The 16,784-nt window shown below is 71.9% G+C and carries 13 protein-coding genes and 1 pseudogene; 1 reads left to right on the top strand and 13 read right to left on the bottom strand.

Annotated features, from left to right (window positions below):
• Positions 1 to 38: 38 nt before the first annotated feature.
• The 5 genes from IPZ69_RS35920 to IPZ69_RS35900 form a co-directional block, all read right to left on the bottom strand.
• Positions 39 to 740 (bottom strand): SDR family oxidoreductase, encoded by a 702-nt coding sequence (locus tag IPZ69_RS35920; RefSeq protein WP_235458885.1) that lies wholly within the window; start codon positions 738 to 740, stop codon positions 39 to 41.
• 89 nt (positions 741 to 829) lie between these two features.
• Positions 830 to 1,339, bottom strand: a complete 510-nt coding sequence (locus IPZ69_RS35915) for an O-acetyl-ADP-ribose deacetylase (RefSeq protein WP_235458884.1) — start codon at positions 1,337 to 1,339, stop codon at positions 830 to 832.
• Between the two features lie 77 nt (positions 1,340 to 1,416).
• The gene (locus IPZ69_RS35910) at positions 1,417 to 2,829 is read right to left on the bottom strand and encodes a phytoene desaturase family protein (protein ID WP_235458883.1); all 1,413 of its coding nucleotides are present in this window, start codon (positions 2,827 to 2,829) and stop codon (positions 1,417 to 1,419) included.
• Between the two features lie 113 nt (positions 2,830 to 2,942).
• Entirely contained in the window at positions 2,943 to 3,785 is an 843-nt protein-coding gene (locus IPZ69_RS35905) for an inositol monophosphatase family protein (protein WP_268835472.1), read from the bottom strand.
• Between the two features lie 103 nt (positions 3,786 to 3,888).
• Positions 3,889 to 5,709 (bottom strand): gamma-glutamyltransferase family protein, encoded by a 1,821-nt coding sequence (locus IPZ69_RS35900; protein ID WP_235458881.1) that lies wholly within the window; start codon positions 5,707 to 5,709, stop codon positions 3,889 to 3,891.
• 413 nt (positions 5,710 to 6,122) lie between these two features.
• On the opposite strand from IPZ69_RS35900, the gene IPZ69_RS35895 reads away from it, so the two are divergent.
• On the top strand, positions 6,123 to 6,791 hold the full coding sequence (locus tag IPZ69_RS35895; RefSeq protein WP_235458880.1) for a hypothetical protein: 669 nt from the start codon (positions 6,123 to 6,125) through the stop codon (positions 6,789 to 6,791).
• Positions 6,792 to 6,819: 28 nt separating this feature from the next.
• Here the strand turns inward: IPZ69_RS35895 and IPZ69_RS35890 are convergent, their stop codons facing one another.
• From IPZ69_RS35890 to IPZ69_RS35855, 8 genes and pseudogenes are all read right to left on the bottom strand, one after another.
• Entirely contained in the window at positions 6,820 to 8,346 is a 1,527-nt protein-coding gene (locus IPZ69_RS35890; RefSeq protein ID WP_235458879.1) for an NCS1 family nucleobase:cation symporter-1, read from the bottom strand.
• 164 nt (positions 8,347 to 8,510) lie between these two features.
• A complete protein-coding gene (locus IPZ69_RS35885) occupies positions 8,511 to 9,533 on the bottom strand; it encodes a TIGR03842 family LLM class F420-dependent oxidoreductase (RefSeq protein ID WP_235458878.1) in 1,023 nt (340 codons plus the stop codon).
• Positions 9,534 to 9,544: 11 nt separating this feature from the next.
• Complete coding sequence (gene hydA / locus IPZ69_RS35880; RefSeq protein ID WP_235458877.1) at positions 9,545 to 10,948, bottom strand: dihydropyrimidinase; 1,404 nt, start codon at positions 10,946 to 10,948, stop codon at positions 9,545 to 9,547.
• Positions 10,949 to 11,066: 118 nt separating this feature from the next.
• The gene (locus tag IPZ69_RS35875) at positions 11,067 to 11,909 is read right to left on the bottom strand and encodes a nitrilase-related carbon-nitrogen hydrolase (protein WP_235458876.1); all 843 of its coding nucleotides are present in this window, start codon (positions 11,907 to 11,909) and stop codon (positions 11,067 to 11,069) included.
• A gap of 155 nt (positions 11,910 to 12,064) precedes the next feature.
• Positions 12,065 to 13,627 carry a PucR family transcriptional regulator gene (locus tag IPZ69_RS35870; protein ID WP_235458875.1) on the bottom strand — a complete coding sequence of 521 codons (1,563 nt, stop codon included), beginning with the start codon at positions 13,625 to 13,627 and terminating at the stop codon, positions 12,065 to 12,067.
• A gap of 156 nt (positions 13,628 to 13,783) precedes the next feature.
• Positions 13,784 to 15,070: an aspartate aminotransferase family protein gene (locus IPZ69_RS35865; protein WP_235458874.1), complete on the bottom strand. Its 1,287-nt coding sequence runs from the start codon at positions 15,068 to 15,070 to the stop codon at positions 13,784 to 13,786.
• On the bottom strand, positions 15,067 to 15,909 hold the full coding sequence (locus IPZ69_RS35860) for a nitrilase-related carbon-nitrogen hydrolase (RefSeq protein WP_235458873.1): 843 nt from the start codon (positions 15,907 to 15,909) through the stop codon (positions 15,067 to 15,069). The genes IPZ69_RS35865 and IPZ69_RS35860 overlap by 4 nt, the downstream gene beginning before the upstream one ends.
• Positions 15,910 to 16,067: 158 nt before the next feature.
• Positions 16,068 to 16,784 (bottom strand): annotated as a pseudogene (locus IPZ69_RS35855) (hypothetical protein); the annotation flags it as partial.

Genomic DNA, 16,784 nt, shown 5'->3' with positions numbered 1-16,784 from the left:
TCATGCGCGCCGCCGGCGCCGGCCACGAGGGCCGGGCGTCACTGCGCGAGCTGCTGGTACATCTCGGCCACGTCCCCGGACAGGGCGCTCTTGACCCAGCGCGTGATGTCGTCGCCCAGCACCTCGTGGGCGCCCGTCTCGATGCCCTCCAGGGCGGCCGCCGCGATGTCGTGGGCGTTCGCCTTGGGCCCGTCGATGCTCGCCGTCATGTCGGTGTCGACGTAGGCCATGTGCAGCCCGGTGACGGCGATGCCGCGCGGCCGCAGCTCCAGGCGGAGGCTGTTGGTCTGGGACCACAGCGCGGCCTTGGTGGAGCTGTAGGTGCTGCCGTCCGCGAGCCAGGACAGGGCCGAGTGCACGTTGAGGATGTGGCCGCCGCCGTTGCGCTCGATGACCGGCACGAAGGCGCGGGCCACCAGGAGCGGGCCGTAGTAGTTGATCTCGAACTCGCGCCGGATGTCGTCGAGCGAGGAGGTCAGGTAGCGGGCGCCGGTCGCGATACCGGCGTTGTTGATCAGGACGGTGACGTCCTGGGCCCGCTCGGCGAGCGCCGCCACGGACGCGGGGTCGCCGACCTCCAGGGGCAGCGGGACGGCGTCCGGGTGGGTGACGGTACGGGGGTCGCGGGCCGTGGCGTACACCTTCTCCGCGCCGCGCGCGTAGGCCTCCTCCACCAGCGACTTTCCGATGCCCCGGCTGCCGCCGGTGACGAGGACGACGGAACCCTTGATCGCGGTCATGACAGTCTCCAGACATGAGAAACCGATCGGTTTCCTCTATCGTAAACCGATCGGTTTCCATGTCAATGGCGCGACGGTGACGCCCCCCGTCAGCCGACCTGACCGGCGAACGCCTGGTACGCCGGCTCGTCGAAGAGCACGAACCTGACCTCCTCGACGGCCGTGTCCGCGGCGCGCACCGTCGCCACCGCGATCCGGGCGCCGTCGTCCATCGGCCAGCCGTAGATGCCGGTGGAGATGGCCGGGAACGCGACCGTACGGGCGCCGAGTTCGTCGGCGACCCTGAGTGACTCCCGGTAGCAGGAGGCCAGCAGCTCCGAGCGGTCCTCGGTGGACGACCAGACGGGACCCACCGTGTGGATCACCCAGGACGCGTCCAGCTCGCCCGCGGTCGTGGCGACCGCCTGGCCCGTGGGCAGGCCCTTGCCGTACCGGGAGGCACGCAGCGCGCGGCACTCCGCAAGGACGGCGGGGCCACCGCGCCGGTGGATCGCGCCGTCGACGCCCCCGCCGCCGAGCAGCGAGGAGTTCGCCGCGTTGACGATGGCGTCGGCGGTCTGCCGCGTGATGTCGCCCTGCACGAGCGTGATGGTGGTCATGGCCGCCTCTATACCAGCCGGTTCGCCCCGGGGCCGGGTGATTTCGGCCGGGGGCGCCGGGCGGCGTGGCGGTGGCGCTACCGCTGCTCGCGCAGCCTTCGCCAGACCGCCTTCGCCGCGTTGTGGCCCGACATGCCGTGCACGCCGGGGCCCGGCGGGGTGGCCGAGGAGCAGATGAAGACCGCCGGGTGCGGGGTGTGGTACGGGAACAGCGACAGCTTGGGCCGCAGCAGGATCTGCAGGCCGGACACCGCGCCGGACCCGATGTCGCCGCCCACGTAGTTGGCGTTGCGGGTGGCGAGTTCGGGCGGTCCTGCGGTGGCGCGGGCGAGGACGCGGTCACGGAACCCCGGGGCGAAGCGCTCCAGTTGGCGCTCCAGGACGTCCGTGAGGTCGCCGGTCCAGCCGCTGGGCACATGGCCGTACGCCCAGAAGACCTGCTTGCCCTCGGGCGCCCGGCTGGGGTCGGCGACGCTCGGCTGCACGGTGATCATGAAGGGCCGGTCGGGGGCGCGGCCCTCGCGGGACACGGCGCGCAGGGCGGTGCCGATCTCCGCGCTGTCGGCGCCGATCTGCACGGTGCCGGCGGTGCGCGCCTCGGGGGCGGTCCAGGGGACCGGGCCGTCCAGTGCGTAGTCGACCTTGAAGACGCCCGGGCCGTACCGGTAGCCCGCGTAGTAGCTGCCGAAGCCGGCGATGCGGGACAGGGCGGTGGGCGAGGTGTCGAAGACGTACGCGCGCGCGGGGGGCAGGTCGTCGAGCCGCTTGACCTCGTAGTCGGTGTGGACGGCGCCGCCGAGGTCCTTGAGGTAGGCGGCGAGGGCGTCGGAGATCGACTGGGAGCCGCCGCGGGCGAGCGGCCAGCCTCGGGCGTGCGCGGACAGGGCGAAGACGAGGCCGATCGCACTGGTGGCGAAGCCGCCGAGGGGGGCCATGACGTGGCCCACCAGGCCCGCGAAGAGGGTCCGGGCCCGTTCGTCGCGGAAGCGGCGCATGAGCCAGGTGGAGGGCGGCATCCCGGCCAGGCCGAAGCGGGCGAGGGTGACCGGGTCGCGCGGGAGCGAGGTGAGCGGCAGGGACATGAAGTCCCGGACCAGGCTGTCCCACTTGGGGAGGTACGGCTGGACCAGCCTGCGGTACGCGCCCGCGTCGCGCGGCCCGAACGAGGCGGCCGTCTCGGCCACGGACCGGGACAGCACCGCGGCGGTGCCGTCCGGGAACGGGTGGGCCATGGGCAGCTCGGGGTGCACCCACTGAAGGCCGTACCGGTCGAGGGGCATCGCGCGGAACGCGGGTGAGTTGATACCGAGGGGGTGCGCGGCGGAGCACGGGTCGTGCCGGAAGCCGGGCAGGGTGAGCTCTTCGGTGCGCGCTCCCCCGCCGATCGTGTCCCGGGCCTCGAAGAGGGCCACGGAGAACCCCCGCCGGGCCAGCTCCACGGCAGCCGTCAGCCCGTTCGGCCCCGCTCCCACCACGACCGCATCGAGCATCGACGGCACCTTCGGACCCCTTCGTCAGCCGATGGCCACTCGGGTTCAGGATATGCCGGGGGTACGACAGCTCAGGCGGCGCGGGTGGATTCAGGGGGCGGACCGGCCCCGAATCAGCCCGCCGCGCGCAGGAGTTCGTGCACGCGGCGCGCCGTGGCCGCGTCCCGTGCCGCCGTGAACGGCAGGGCGTTGCCGCCGGTGATACGGAAGGGTTCGCCGGTGAGGGTCAGGTGGGCGCCGCCGGCCTCCTCGACGAGCAGGAGGCCCGCCGCGTGGTCCCAGGCGGCTTCCCAGGAGAACGCGGTGGCGTCCAGCGCGCCGCGGGCGACGGCGAGGTACTCCAGGCCGGCCGAGCCGCAGGGGCGCGGGGCGATGCCGTCGGTGCGCAGGCCGAGGAGCGCGCGCTTTTGCTCGTCGGTGGTGTAGTCCGGGTGGGAGGTGGCCACGACCAGGTCCCGGCCGGGGGCGGGCGGGCCCGCGAGGAGCCGCTCGCCGTTGAGGAAGGCGCCCTGGCCCCGTACGGCCGTGGCGAGCTGGTCGAGGACCGGCGCGTACGTCCAGGAGGCCAGCAGGACGCCGCGGTGGGCGAGCGCGACCAGCGTGCAGAAGCCGGGGTCGCCGTGCACGAACTGGCGGGTGCCGTCGACCGGGTCGACGATCCACACCGGCGCGTCGCCCTGGATCGCCTCGTAGGTGGCCGGGTCGGCGTGCACCGCCTCCTCGCCGACCACGACGGAGCCGGGCAGCAGGGCGACGAGTGCCTCGGTGAGGAATTTCTCCGCCAGGCGGTCGGCGTCCGTCACCAGGTCGTGCGGGCCGCTCTTCTGGTCGACCTCGTCCTCGGCGAGCCGACGGAAGCGGGGCAGGATTTCGGTGGCGGCGGCCTTGTGCACCGCTTCCACCACGTCGGATGCGTGTCGAGCGAGAAACTCGTCGGTGGTTTCCATGTAGTCCATCACGCACCCCATGAGAGCACGCCCCACTGACAACCCACGCCCGCGGGGTGTACGAAAGGTGGAATCCGGGCGAACAACCGGCGCCGGTGATCGTCCGGCGGGGTCAGCGGCCGACCGCGTATCCCTGCATGCCGCGCGGGTTCGCCGCGGCCGACAGGATGCCCGTCTTCGGGTCGCGGGCCACCGCGCACAGCCGCCCTTCGGACCAGCCGGGGCCGACCGTGACGTCGTGGCCGCGTCGCCGCAGCTCCACGACGACCTCGGGGGCGACGCGGGATTCGACGGTGACGCTTCCGGGCCGCCACCCGCGCGGGTGGAAGGAGCCGGGGAAGCTGTCGTTGTGCCAGTTCGGCGCGTCGACGGCGCCCTGGAGGTCGAGCCCGCCACGGACCGGGGGGCGCAGCGCGAGCGCCAGGAGGAAGTGCAGCTGCCACTGGTCCTGCTGGTCCCCGCCGGGCGTGCCGAACGCCAGGACCGGGGTCCCGTCGCGCAGCGCGATCGACGGGGTCAGGGTGGTACGGGGGCGGCGCCCGGGGGTGAGCGAATTGGGCAGACCCTCCTCCAGCCAGGCCATCTGGAGCCGGGTGCCAAGGGGGAAGCCGAGCTCGGGCACGACGGGGTTGGACTGGAGCCAGCCGCCGCTGGGCGTGGCCGCGATCATGTTGCCCCAGCGGTCGACGACGTCGAGGTGGCAGGTGTCGCCCCGGGTGGCTCCGTCGGCGTCGACCTCCGGCTCGCCGGGCATCCGGGCGAGCCGCGCGACGGTCGGCTCGCCGGTGCCCATCGGGTCGAAGCCGGGGTCGGCGGCGGCCGGCACGCGCGCGTGCGCGCTCAGCCGGGGCGCGCGTCCGCCGGGGCTGCCGGGCCGCAGCTCGTACGACGCCGTGGCACCGACGAGCCCCCGCCGTCCGGCGTTGTAGGCGTCCGAGAGCAGTTCCGCGAGCGGCACCTCGGCGGCGTCGCCGTACCAGGCCTCGCGGTCGGCCATGGCGAGCTTGCAGCCCTCGATCAGCAGGTGGACGTAGTCCGCGGAGCCGTACGGGGGCAGCTCGGGCGGGAGCAGCGCGAGCTGCTGGAGGAGGACCGGGCCCTGGCTCCAGGGGCCGGCCTTGCACAGGGTCCAGCCGTTCCAGTCGTACGTCGCGGGCGCCTCGTAGGTCGCGGACCAGCCGGCCAGGTCGGCGGCGGTGAGCGTGCCGGTGCGGTGCTCGCCGCTGGTGTCCAGGGTGGGCCGCCCGGACTGCCGTACCAGCGCCTCGGCGACGAAGCCGGCGCGCCACACCTCCCGCGCCGCCTCGATCCGCGCCTCCCGGTCCCCCGCGCCCTCGGTCTCGGCGAGCAGCCGCTTCCAGGTCGCGGCGAGCGCGGGGTTGCGGAACAGGACGCCGGGCCGGGGCGGCTTCCCGCCGGGCAGGTAGACCTCCGCCGACGAGGTCCACTCCGTCTCGAACAGCTTCCGTACGCTCTCCACGGTCGCGCCGACGTTCTCCACGGGCGCGTGGCCGTGCTCGGCGTATCCGACGGCGTACTTCAGGACGTCGGGGAGGGATTTCGTGCCGTGGTCGCGCAGCAGCAGCATCCAGGCGTCGAAGGCGCCCGGGACCGCGGCCGCCAGGGGCCCGGTGCCGGGGACGAGGTCCAGGCCGAGCCCCCGGTAGTGCGCGACCGTCGCCGCCGCCGGTGCCACGCCCTGCCCGCACAGCACGCGCACCTCGCCGCCCGCCGGGGCGAGCAGGATCGGCACCTCGCCGGCCGGCCCGTTCAGGTGCGGCTCGACGACGTGCAGCACGAACGCGCCCGCGACCGCGGCGTCATAGGCGTTGCCGCCGTCCTCCAGGACGGCCATCGCCGTCTGCGAGGCCAGCCAGTGGGTGGAGGACACCATGCCGAAGGTGCCCTGGAGGGTGGGCCGGGTGGTGAACACGGGGGCTCCTCGCTGCGCGGCGGTGGCTCGTGATCGTACGTACCCGAAGGCTGTGCGCCGATGCGCGGCGACGCGCGGCGGGGGCGGGATCCCGGTTCAGGGCCGCGGGAACCTGGCCTCCGCCGGCCGGCCGGCGGATGAACCCCGGTGCGCCGTACGGCAGTTGCGACTGGCCGTACGCGAAATCGCCGCCCACCGCACCGCGCTGGTCCCGCCGGACCCGGACGAAAGCCGAACGGTCCGGGTGGGAGCCCGGACATAAAGGGACACACAGCCCGCCGTTGGCGCTCCACCGTCACCGCGCGGGCACGGAGCGAGTTGACACTTCCGCCCCACAGGGACTCGTGTGACACTGGCGTCCCGTCCGCAGTGTGGACTCCCTCCGCACCCCCTCCCCCACAGAGAAGTGCGCCGTGCGTGATCTTCCTCTGCCGCTCGCCCTGACCGCGCGCCTGTCGCCGGTCGTCGTGCTCGCCGCTGCCGGCTGGGCGATGTCGTCCGGCCCGTTCTCCGCGGCTCCGACCGCCGAGCACGAGCCGTCCCCGAAGACGCCCTCCCAGTCCGCCTCCGCACCGTCGTCGACGGCGGTGTCGAAGACGTACGCCGCGCCGCCGGCGCCCTGCGCGGGCGTCACGGGGACGACCGTCAAGTCACTGGTGCCCGGCGCCAAGACGGCCGGCAAGGAGATCCCCTCGACGGACACGAAGCTGCGCCGCACCTGCTCCTGGAACGCACTCAAGGGGTACGACTACCGCTGGCTCGACGTCTCCTACGAGATCACCCCCTCGGACCAGGCGGCCGAGAAGGAGTACAAGGCGCGCATCGCGGACAAGAGCGGCGGAGGGGAAGTTCCGGGCGTCGGCAACTCCGGCTACTCCGTGGTGAACCTGAGCACCGAGGACAAGCAGCAGACCCGCGAGGGCGTGGTGATCGTCCGTTCCTCCAACGCGCTCGTGATCGTCACCTTCAACGGCAGCGACTTCGAGACGAAGAAGGCGCCCGACTCGGACGTGATCAACAAGGGCGCCATCAAGGCGGCCAAGGACGCGGTGGCGGCGCTGGAGAACGGCCACACCGGGTGACCGTCCTCCGTGCCGCGGCCGGCCGCCGTCAGGCGACGGCCGGCCTCTTCCCGGTCAGCGTCATCAGCGCCAGGTACAGCACCAGGGACGTGCCCAGGCCCACCGCCCAGCCGTAGTCGGCGAGGGAGGACAGCGCCGGGATGGGCCTGCCGTCGATCAGCGGTTTGAAGCTGGCGCCGCCGACGGCCAGCACACCGCCCGCCACGAAGGCCACGACCGCCCGCCAGTTCCAGCCGCCCTCGTACCAGTAGCGGCCGCCCGTGCGGTACAGGTCGGCGAGGTCGAGGCGGGTGCGGCGCAGGATCCAGTAGTCGGCGATGAGGATGCCCGCGACTGTGCCGAGCAGGCCGCCGACCAGGCCGAGCCAGGTGAAGATGTAGCCCTGCGGGTCGGAGTACAGCTTCCACGGGAAGATCAGCACGCCGAGGACGCAGGTGGCCAGCGCGCCGGTGCGGAAACTGATCCTGCGGGGCGCGATGTTGGAGAAGTCGAAGGCCGGCGAGACCAGGTTGGCGGCGATGTTCACGGAGAGCGTGGCCACCAGCACGGTCACCAGCGCGTACAGCAGGCCCACCACGTTGTCGGTCTGGGCGGCCAGTTGTACCGGGTCCCAGATCGGCTTGCCGTACACCGCCTGCGAGCCGGAGGTCACCAGCACGGACAGGAAGGCGAAGAGGGTCATCGTGGTCGGCAGGCCGAGGGCCTGGCCCCACGTCTGGGCCTTCTGGCTTCTGCCGTAGCGGGTGAAGTCGGGGATGTTCAGGCTGAGCGTGGACCAGAAGCCGATCATTCCCATGAGGGAGGGCCAGAACAGCTTCCAGAAGTCGCCTCCCCAGCCCAGCTTGGACGGCTGGTCGAACAGCGGGCCGAGGCCTCCGGCCTTGTCGCTCATCCACCACAGCATCACGAACGCGCCGACGAGGACGAAGGGCGCCGCCCAGTTCTCGAAGCGGCGGATGGTGTCCATGCCCCGGTAGATGATGGCGACCTGGATGGCCCAGAAGAGCGCGAAGGAGAGCCACATCGTCCAGGCGTAGCCGCCGACCTTGGAGGCGTCGGTCCAGCTGTCGCCGATGAGCTTCCCGGCGAGGAAGTAGATGGCCTCGCCGCCGATCCAGGTCTGGATGCCGAACCAGCCGCACGCCACCAACGCCCGTACGACGGCGGGCAGGTTGGCGCCGCGCACGCCGAAGCTGGCGCGGGCGAAGACCGGGAAGGGGATGCCGTACTTCGGTCCCGCGTGCCCGGTGAGCAGCATCGGGACCAGCACGATCAGGTTGGCCAGGGCGATGGTGAACACCGCCTGCTTCCAGTCCATGCCGACGGCGATGAGACCGGAGGCCAGGGTCCAGGAGGCCGTGTTGTGGGCCATGCCGACCCACAGGGCCGAGAAGTTGTACGTGGTCCAGGTGCGCTTCTCGACGGGGACCGGGAGCAGGTCCGCGTTGGCGTACGGGCCGCTGGGCTGCGGCGAACCAGGAGCGATCTCCACCCGGCCGTCGGCGCGGGTGACTTGGGAGGTCGGCGGTATGGCTGTGGGAGCGGTGTCGGTCATGGGCAGGCCAATCAATGAGGTGGGTCGGGGAGGAAAGGCCGTGCGGGTTTCGCCGATGGGGGGTGCGCTCCTCGGGGCGTGGGCGGCCCGAAGAAGACCGATGGGGAGCGTCCTGGGCCCCCTTCCCCGGACGGTGGGAAGGGGGAGTTCACTTCAGGGGTGGTTCAGCCGTTGACGGCCGGGATGATCGTCGTCCCGTACGCGTCGATGACGGCTTCCTGCGCGTCGTGCATGTCGTAGAGGGCGAACTGGTCGACGCCCAGCTCGCGCAGGGCGCCGAGCTTCTCGATGTGCTTCTCGGCCGGTCCGATCAGACAGAACCGGTCGACGATCTCGTCGGGCACGAACTCGGTGTCGGGGTTTCCGCTGCGCCCGTGGTGGGAGTAGTCGTACCCCTGCCGGGCCTTGATGTAGTCGGTGAGCTCCTCGGGGACTGCGGCGGAGTGCGCGCCGTACTTGGAGACGAGGTCGGCGACGTGGTTGCCGACCATCCCGCCGAACCACCGGCACTGGTCGCGCGCGTGGCCGAGGGCCTCGGGCGAGTCGTCCTCGGTGACATAGGCGGGCGCGGCGACGCAGATCTTCACCTCGGAGGGGTCGCGGCCCGCCGCGACGGCCGCGTCCTTCACGGCCTTGACCATGTACTCGGTGAGGTAGAGGTCGGCGAGCTGGAGGATGAAGCCGTCGGCCTCCTCGCCGGTCATCTTGAGGGCCTTGGGTCCGTACGCGGCCATCCAGACCGGGAGTTCGGCGCCCGGCTTGATCCACGGGAACTTGACGACCGTGCCGCCGCCGAGGTCGGCCGACTCGCCCCGTCCCAGGGCCCGGATCACCTTCATGGCCTCGCTGATGCGGGCCAGGGTGTTGGGCTTGCGGCCGGCCACGCGCATCGCGGAGTCGCCGCGGCCGATGCCGCACACCGTGCGGTTGCCGAACATGTCGTTGAGGGTGGCGAAGGTGGAGGCGGTGACCTCCCAGGTGCGGGTGCCGGGGTTGGTGACCATCGGGCCGACCGTGAGCTTCTCGGTGTTGGCGAGGATCTGGCTGTAGATGACGAACGGCTCCTGCCAGAGCACGGCGGAGTCGAAGGTCCAGCCGTAGGTGAAGCCGTTGTGTTCGGCCCGTTTCATCAGGCTGACGACGCGGGAGGCCGGCGGGTCGGTCTGCAGGACGAGTCCGAAGTCCATGGGCGCGACTCCTAGTTGAGGTACTGACAGGTGGAGCGCGGGGTGTAGACGCCGTGGCCGGCGTGTCCGGTGTACTCCCGCTCGGTGATGACGAGTTCGCCGCGCGAGAGCACGGTCTCGACGCGGCCGGTGAGGCGCTTGCCCTCGTACGCCGAGTAGTCGACGTTCATGTGGTGCGTCTCGGCGGACACGACCTGCTCGGCGTGCGGGTCGTAGATGACGACGTCGGCGTCGGCGCCCGGCGTGATCGTGCCCTTCTTCGGGTACAGGCCGAACATCCGCGCCGGGGTGGCGCAGGCGATCTCGATCCAGCGGCGGCGCGAGATGTGTCCGTCGACGACGGCCTGGTGCAGCAGGTCCATCCGGTTCTCGACGCCGGGCAGGCCGTTGGGGATCTTGGAGAAGTCGCCGCGGCCGAGTTCCTTCTGGCCCACGAAGCAGAAGGGGCAGTGGTCGGTGGAGACGACCTGGAGGTCGTTGGTCCTCAGCCCCTGCCAGAGCCTGGCCTGGTGCTCCTTGGGCCGCAGCGGGGTGCTGCACACGTACTTCGAGCCCTCGAAGTCCGGTTCGGCGAGGTTGTCGGTGGACAGGAACAGATACTGCGGGCAGGTCTCGCCGAAGACGTTCAGGCCCTCGTCGCGCGCCCTGGCCAGCTCGGCCACCGCCTCCATCGCCGAGACGTGCACGACGTACAGGGGTGCGCCCGCGACCTGGGCGAGCCTGATCGCGCGATGGGTGGCCTCGGCCTCCAGCAGGGCCTTGCGGACCTCGCCGTGGTAGCGGGGGTCGGTCTCACCGCGGGCCAGCGCCTGCTCGACCAGGACGTCGATCGCGATCCCGTTCTCCGCGTGCATCATGATCAGGCCGCCGTTCTCGGCGGAGCGCTGCATGGCGCGCAGGATCTGGCCGTCGTCGCTGTAGAAGACGCCGGGGTAGGCCATGAACTGCTTGAAGGAGGTGACGCCCTCCTCAACGAGCAGGTCCATTTCCTTGAGCGTGTCCTGGTTCACGTCGGAGACGATCATGTGGAAGCCGTAGTCGACGGCGCAGTTGCCCTCGGCCTTGGCGTGCCAGGCGTCCAGTCCCTCGCGCAGGGTGTGGCCGACGCTCTGCACGGCGAAGTCGATGATCGTGGTCGTGCCGCCCCAGGCGGCGGCGCGGGTGCCGGTCTCGAAGGTGTCGGAGGCGAAGGTGCCGCCGAACGGCAGCTCCATGTGGGTGTGGGCGTCGACTCCGCCCGGGATCACGTACTTCCCGGTGGCGTCTATGACCTTCTCGGCGGTGAAGGCCTCGGCGGCCGGGGTGCCGGAGGCGGCGAGGGCGGCGATACGGCCGTCCTCGATCAGGACGTCTGCGTGGATCTCGTCGGACGCGGTGATGACGAGTCCGCCGCGGATCACTGTGCGGCCGGTCATGGGGTCCTCTCCTTCGTGGTCACGTGCGGGTCCGACGTGGCTGGTCGCCCCCACGCGGCGGGAGCCGCGTGCTCGGCGCCGCCCCGCGCCCCTCGGGCGCGGGGCGCGCCGTTCGCTGCTACGGAGCCGTCAGCGGGCCGTACGCGTCGGGGCGGCGGTCGCGGAAGAACTGCCAGCGGTCGCGGACCTCGCGCAGCTTGGCCAGGTCCAGGTCGCGGACGACGAGTTCGGTCTCCTTGTCGGAGGCCACCTCGCCGACGAACTGGGCCTCCGGGTCCACGAAGTACGAGGTCCCGTAGAAGTCGTTGTCGCCCAGGTCCTCCACACCGACCCGGTTGATCGCGCCGACGAAGTACTCGTTGGCCGCGGCCGCCGCCGGCTGCTCCAGCTGCCACAGGTAGCGGGACAGTCCGCGCGAGGTGGCCGAGGGGTTGAAGACGATCTCGGCGCCGGCGAGCCCCAGCGCGCGCCAGCCCTCGGGGAAGTGCCGGTCGTAGCAGATGTACACGCCGATCCTGCCGACCGCCGTCTCGAACACCGGCCAGCCCGCGTTGCCGGGGCGGAAGTAGAACTTCTCCCAGAATCCGGGCACTTGGGGGATGTGGTGCTTGCGGTACTTGCCGAGGTACGAGCCGTCCGCGTCGAGGACGGCGGCGGTGTTGTAGAGGACGCCGGGCTGCTCCTCCTCGTACATCGGCAGGATCATGACGAGGCCCAGTTCCCGGGCCAGCGCCTGGAAGCGACGGACGATCGGGCCCTCGGGAATCGCCTCGGCGTACTCGTAGAACGCCTTGTCCTGGACCTGGCAGAAGTACGGTCCGTAGAACAGCTCCTGGAAGCACAGCACTTGAGCGCCCTGCGCGGCCGCGTCGCGGGCCGCCTGCTCGTGGACCTGGATCATCGACTCCTTGTCGCCGGTCCAGGCGGTCTGGAAGAGGGCGGCACGGATCACTCTGCTCATCGGGACCTCCGGTCGCTCGGTGTGCGGTGAGCCTAGAAAGTCCCCGGGACCGGATTGAGTGGCAGCGTGTCACGTCTGAGGGCGTGCGGCGTGCCACGCTGTCACGTTCGCGTGGGCCCATGTTTCACCGCCGTTTTCCCAGGTCGTTCGTTGTTTCACTGCTGTTGCGCGTCGTGCGCGAGGAGAGCGATGTGCACCGAGGCGGCCTGTTCGAAGTCGTCGAGGTCGACGCCCAGCCGCGTCTGTATGACCTCAAGACGGCGGTAGAGCGCGGGCCGGGAGACGTGGTGGAGCTGGGCGGTGCGGGACTTGTTGCGGCCGGTGGCGAGGAAGGTGCGCAGTACGGACAGCAGGTCCTCGTCGGCCGCGCACAGCAGCCCGTCCAACTCCCGCTCCGCGAAGGACTGCACATGCGGGTCGTCCCGCAACAGCCGCACCAGACCGCGCAGATGGACGTCCCTGAGACGCACGACGGGCGGCAGCTCCAGGGCGGCCGAGGAGTCGGCGACGGCGTCGGCGACGTGCTGGGCCTCGCGCAGCCCGGCGGGCACGTCGTCCCAGGAGATGCGGGGGCCGGCCGATGCGACGACGGTACGGGCCACCCCGGACTCGGCGCGCAGCCGCGTCGCGAAGTGGTCCGTGAGGGCCGGCGCGTCCTGGTCCCGGGCGAGGCTGAGCAGCACCGCGGTGGCCCCGTCGGCGAGTTCGGCGACGAGCCCCGGGAGCCCCAGCATGCGCAGGACGCGGTCGAGTTGGGCGGGCTCCCGGTCCCGGACGACCAGCGGCACGAAGGTCCGCCGGTTGACCGGCAGCCCGGCCGCCCGCGCCCGGGGCAGCAGTTGCCTGGCCGGTACGACACCGGAGACCAGGTCGGTCAGCAGACTCTGCGCCGACTGCTCCTCCCAGGTGTGGGCGGAGCCGCCACCGAGCATCCGGTGCAGCACGAGGGCCTCGGCGGCGCGGTCGGCGAGCAGCCGCCCGGTGGCCGTGTCGCCCCGGTGGCCGCACAGCACGATCCACCCCCACCGCTCGCCGCGCCCGCTCAGTTCGGCCCGGATCCAGCCGTCGCCCTCGCTGCCGCCGGCCTGCCGGGCGATGCGTTCCCAGTCGCGCAGCACGTCGTCCACCGCGGACCGCTCCCCCGCGGTGGCCAGGACGCGGTGGGCGAGGTTGGTGACGACGACGGGGCAGGCGCTGTGCTGGGCGATCTCGTCGAGCAGCCGCTGCAGCGGGGCGCCGGCGGTGATGAGGCCGGTGAGCGCGGTCCGCACCTGCTCCGACAGGCTGACCGCGGCGAACTTGCGCCGCACCAGCCGGGACTGGACCTCCTCCGTCAACTCGGCGAAGGGGAACGGCCGGTGCAGGACGACCAGGGGCAGCCCGCACCGCTCGGCGGCCCGGCGCATCACGTCGGGCGGCGAGGGGAACGCCCGGCCCAGGCCCAGGACGACGGCCGCGGCCTCCGCGCGGTGCAGGGACTGGATGTACTCGGCCTGCTTGACCTCGTCGCCGGCGAGCAGCACCCCGGTGGTGAGCACCATCTCGCCGCCGATGAGCATCACGCCGACGTCGGCGGCCTCGGCGACATGCACCCAGCGCACCGGCCGGTCCAACTGCCCGGCCCCGGCCACCACCTCGGGCTCCCCGGCCAGCACCCGTTCCAGGGCGAGGACCTGCCGAACCGACAGAACGGGTTCCAGGGACTCCAAGGCGGTCATGACGTTCTTCCTTCTTTTGTGGCTCGGTTCGCCTCCGGGGCGCTGGAAGCCTGTGTCGAGAGACCGACCGTGCTCAGCCCTCCGGGCCTCCGCGCGCTCGGCCTCTCGACACAGGCGCGCCCCTTCGGCTCACTCGCCCTGCACAACTGTTTGCTGCTACTGGACGGCGCCCCGCAGAGCGCGTTCGAGGACGGCGGCGCCCTCCTCGGCCTCGGCGACGGTCAGGGTCAGCGGGGGTGCGATGCGCAGGGCGCTGGTGTTGTGGCCGCCGCCCTTGCCGATGAGCAGTCCGCCCTCGCGGGCCGCCTCCAGGACCGCGGAGGCCGCCTGCGGATCGGCCTCGTCGGTGCCGGGTTTCACCAGCTCGATGCCGATCATCAGTCCGCGCCCGCGCACCTCCCGTACGCCGTCTAGCTGCGCGGCGACGGCCCGCAGCCGCTCGATGAGCAGCCCGCCGACGCGCCGGGCGTTGCCCTGGAGGTCGTGTTCCAGGAGGTACGAGAGGTTCGCCAGGCCCGCCGCCATGGTGAGCTGGGTCCCGCCGAATGTCGAAATGCTGTTGGCGTCCAGGCAGTTCATGATCTCGGCCGTGGCGACGACGCCGCCGATGGAGGAGCCGTTGCCGATGCCCTTGGCGAAGGTGAGCATGTCGGGCGGGCCGCTGCGGTCGTGCGCCTGCCAGCCCCAGAAGTGGTCGCCGGTGCGGCCCCAGCCGGTCTGCACCTCGTCGGCGATCCACAGGATGCCGTGCTCCTGGAGGACCTCGCGGAACGCGGCGTACAGCCCGTCGGGGGGTGAGGTGAAGCCGCCGACGCCCTGGATGGGCTCGGCGATCAGCGCGGCCGGCGGGCGGGTGTGGCCGAGGAGGTCCCGCAGGTCCTCGACGCAGGCCGCGATGAAGTCGGCGTCGCTCAGGCCGGCGAACGGGCCGCGGGTGCGGACGCCGCCGTGCACGTACAGCGTCTGGAGCGGGGACAGCGAGGTCGGGGACCAGCCGCGGTTGCCGGTGATGCCGACCGCGCTGAAGGAGCGGCCGTGGTAGCTGTTGCGCATCGCCAGGACCGTGTTGCTGCGCCGGTAGGCAGTGGCGAGCAGCAGGGCGGTGTCATTGGCCTCGGTGCCGGAGGTGGTGAAGAAGACCCGGGCGTCCGGGATCTGGGACAACTTGGCGATGCGTTCGGCGAGTTCGACCATCGGCCGGTTGAGGTAGAGCGTGGACGAGTGGATGATGCGCCCGGCCTGCTCGGTCACCGCCTTCGTCACCTCGGGCAGCGCGTGCGCGGTCATCGTGGTGAGGATGCCGCCGAAGAAGTCGAGGTACCGGTTGCCGTCGGCGTCCCATACGTGGCGGCCCTCGCCGTGGGTGATCTCCAGGGGGTTGTCGTAGTACAGCGCGAGCCAGTCGGGCAGGACCTTGCGATGGCGGGCGAAGAGGTCGTTCACGGCCGTACCAGCCCCTCGTACGCGTCCGGGCGTCGATCACGGTAGAAGGCCCATTGTTGCCGGACCTCCTCGATGAGATCGAAGTCGAGGTCGCGGACGACGAGTTCCTCGGCCTTGTCGTCGGCGACCTCGCCGACGAACCGACCGCGCGGGTCGACGAAGTAGCTCGTCCCGTAGAAGTCGTTGTCGCCGTACTCCTCCTGGCCCACGCGGTTGATCGCGGCGACGAAGTACTCGTTGGCGACGGCCGCCGCGGGCTGCTCCAGCTGCCACAGGTAGGCGGACAGGCCGCGCGAGGTGGCGGACGGGTTGTAGACCAACTGGGCTCCGTTGAGTCCGAGTTGCCGCCAGCCCTCGGGGAAGTGCCGGTCGTAGCAGATGTAGACGCCGACCTTGCCGACGGCCGTGTCGAACACCGGCCAGCCGACGTTGCCCGGCTTGAAGTAGTACTTCTCCCAGAAGCCCTTGACCTGCGGGATGTGGTGCTTGCGGTACTTTCCGAGGTAGGAGCCGTCCGCGTCGATCACGGCCGCGGTGTTGTAGTAGAAGCCGGACTGCTCGACCTCGAAGACCGGGACGACGATCACCATGCCGGTCTCGCGGGCGAGGTCCCGCATCCGGCGCACGGTCGGCCCGTCGGGCACCGGCTCGGCCCACCGGTAGTGCTCCGGCTCCTGGACCTGACAGAAGTAGGGGGCGTTGAAGACTTCCTGGAACCCGATGATCTTGGCACCCCGGCGGGCCGCCTCGCGGGCGTGCTCCTCGTGTTTCGCCACCATGGACTCGGTGTCGCCGGTCCAGGTGGCCTGGACCAGGGCGGCACGTACGACGTTGGCCATGAGCTGCTCCTTCGACGGGACGTCAGAGCCTCTACGCCCGTAGACGCAGGCCGTAGAGGCACGAACGTAAGGCTCCTGGACGGGCTTGCCAAGACCATCGTCGTCAACCCGCTGAGTCGATCGTGTTTCGCACCCCTGTGGGTGAGTCGCCGGGCCGGTCAGGCCGTGAATCCGGCGACTCTGAGCGCGTGGACCAGGTCCCAGTGGCGCTCCTGGGAGACGCCCCGGGCGGCCTCCAGCAGGAGCGGGACGAGGCGCTGCGGGTCGGGGGCGGCGCTGCGGGCCGCCTCCTCGGGGGTGCGGACGCGGACGTACGCGTCGAGGAGGGCGCGCACCTCGCGGCGGCGGCCCTGTCCGTCGAGCCCGCGCACGGCTTCGCCGATCTCCTCGGCGGGCCGTACGACGCCCTGCCGCAGGATCTGCTGCCCGTCGTCGGCGCGGCCGGCGGCCACCAGCGCGTCGGCCGCGGCGACCAGGCGGTCGGCGGGCAGCGAGGCGGCCTCCCAGAGCAGGGTCGTCCAGTCCGCGCCGAGGCCGGCCCGCTGCAGTTCGGCGGCGAGGGCCGGGAGGCGGGCGGCGGGCCAGTGCGCCACCTCGACGAGCAGGGCGTGCGCCTCGCCGGTACGGCCCTCACCGCGCAGCAGCACCAGCGCGGCCACGGTCTCCGCGACAGCCCGCCGCCCCTCCGCGTCCACGGCCTCCCCGCGCGCCTCCACCGGCTCGGCCGCCTCACCGACCCCGGCAAACCGAGCCCCACGCGGCACCCGCCGCCCAGCCGGCAACGCCGCCTCCGGCTCCTGCGGCACGACCACCGGCCCCGCTTCCTCCACAGCCATCCCGGCAAACCGCGCCCCTCCCCGCCGACGCTTGCGTTG

The sequence above is a fragment of the Streptomyces olivochromogenes genome, assembly GCF_021538895.1.
Lineage (GTDB): Bacteria > Actinomycetota > Actinomycetes > Streptomycetales > Streptomycetaceae > Streptomyces > Streptomyces olivochromogenes_A.
This window is presented reverse-complemented; position numbering and strand designations above follow the sequence as displayed.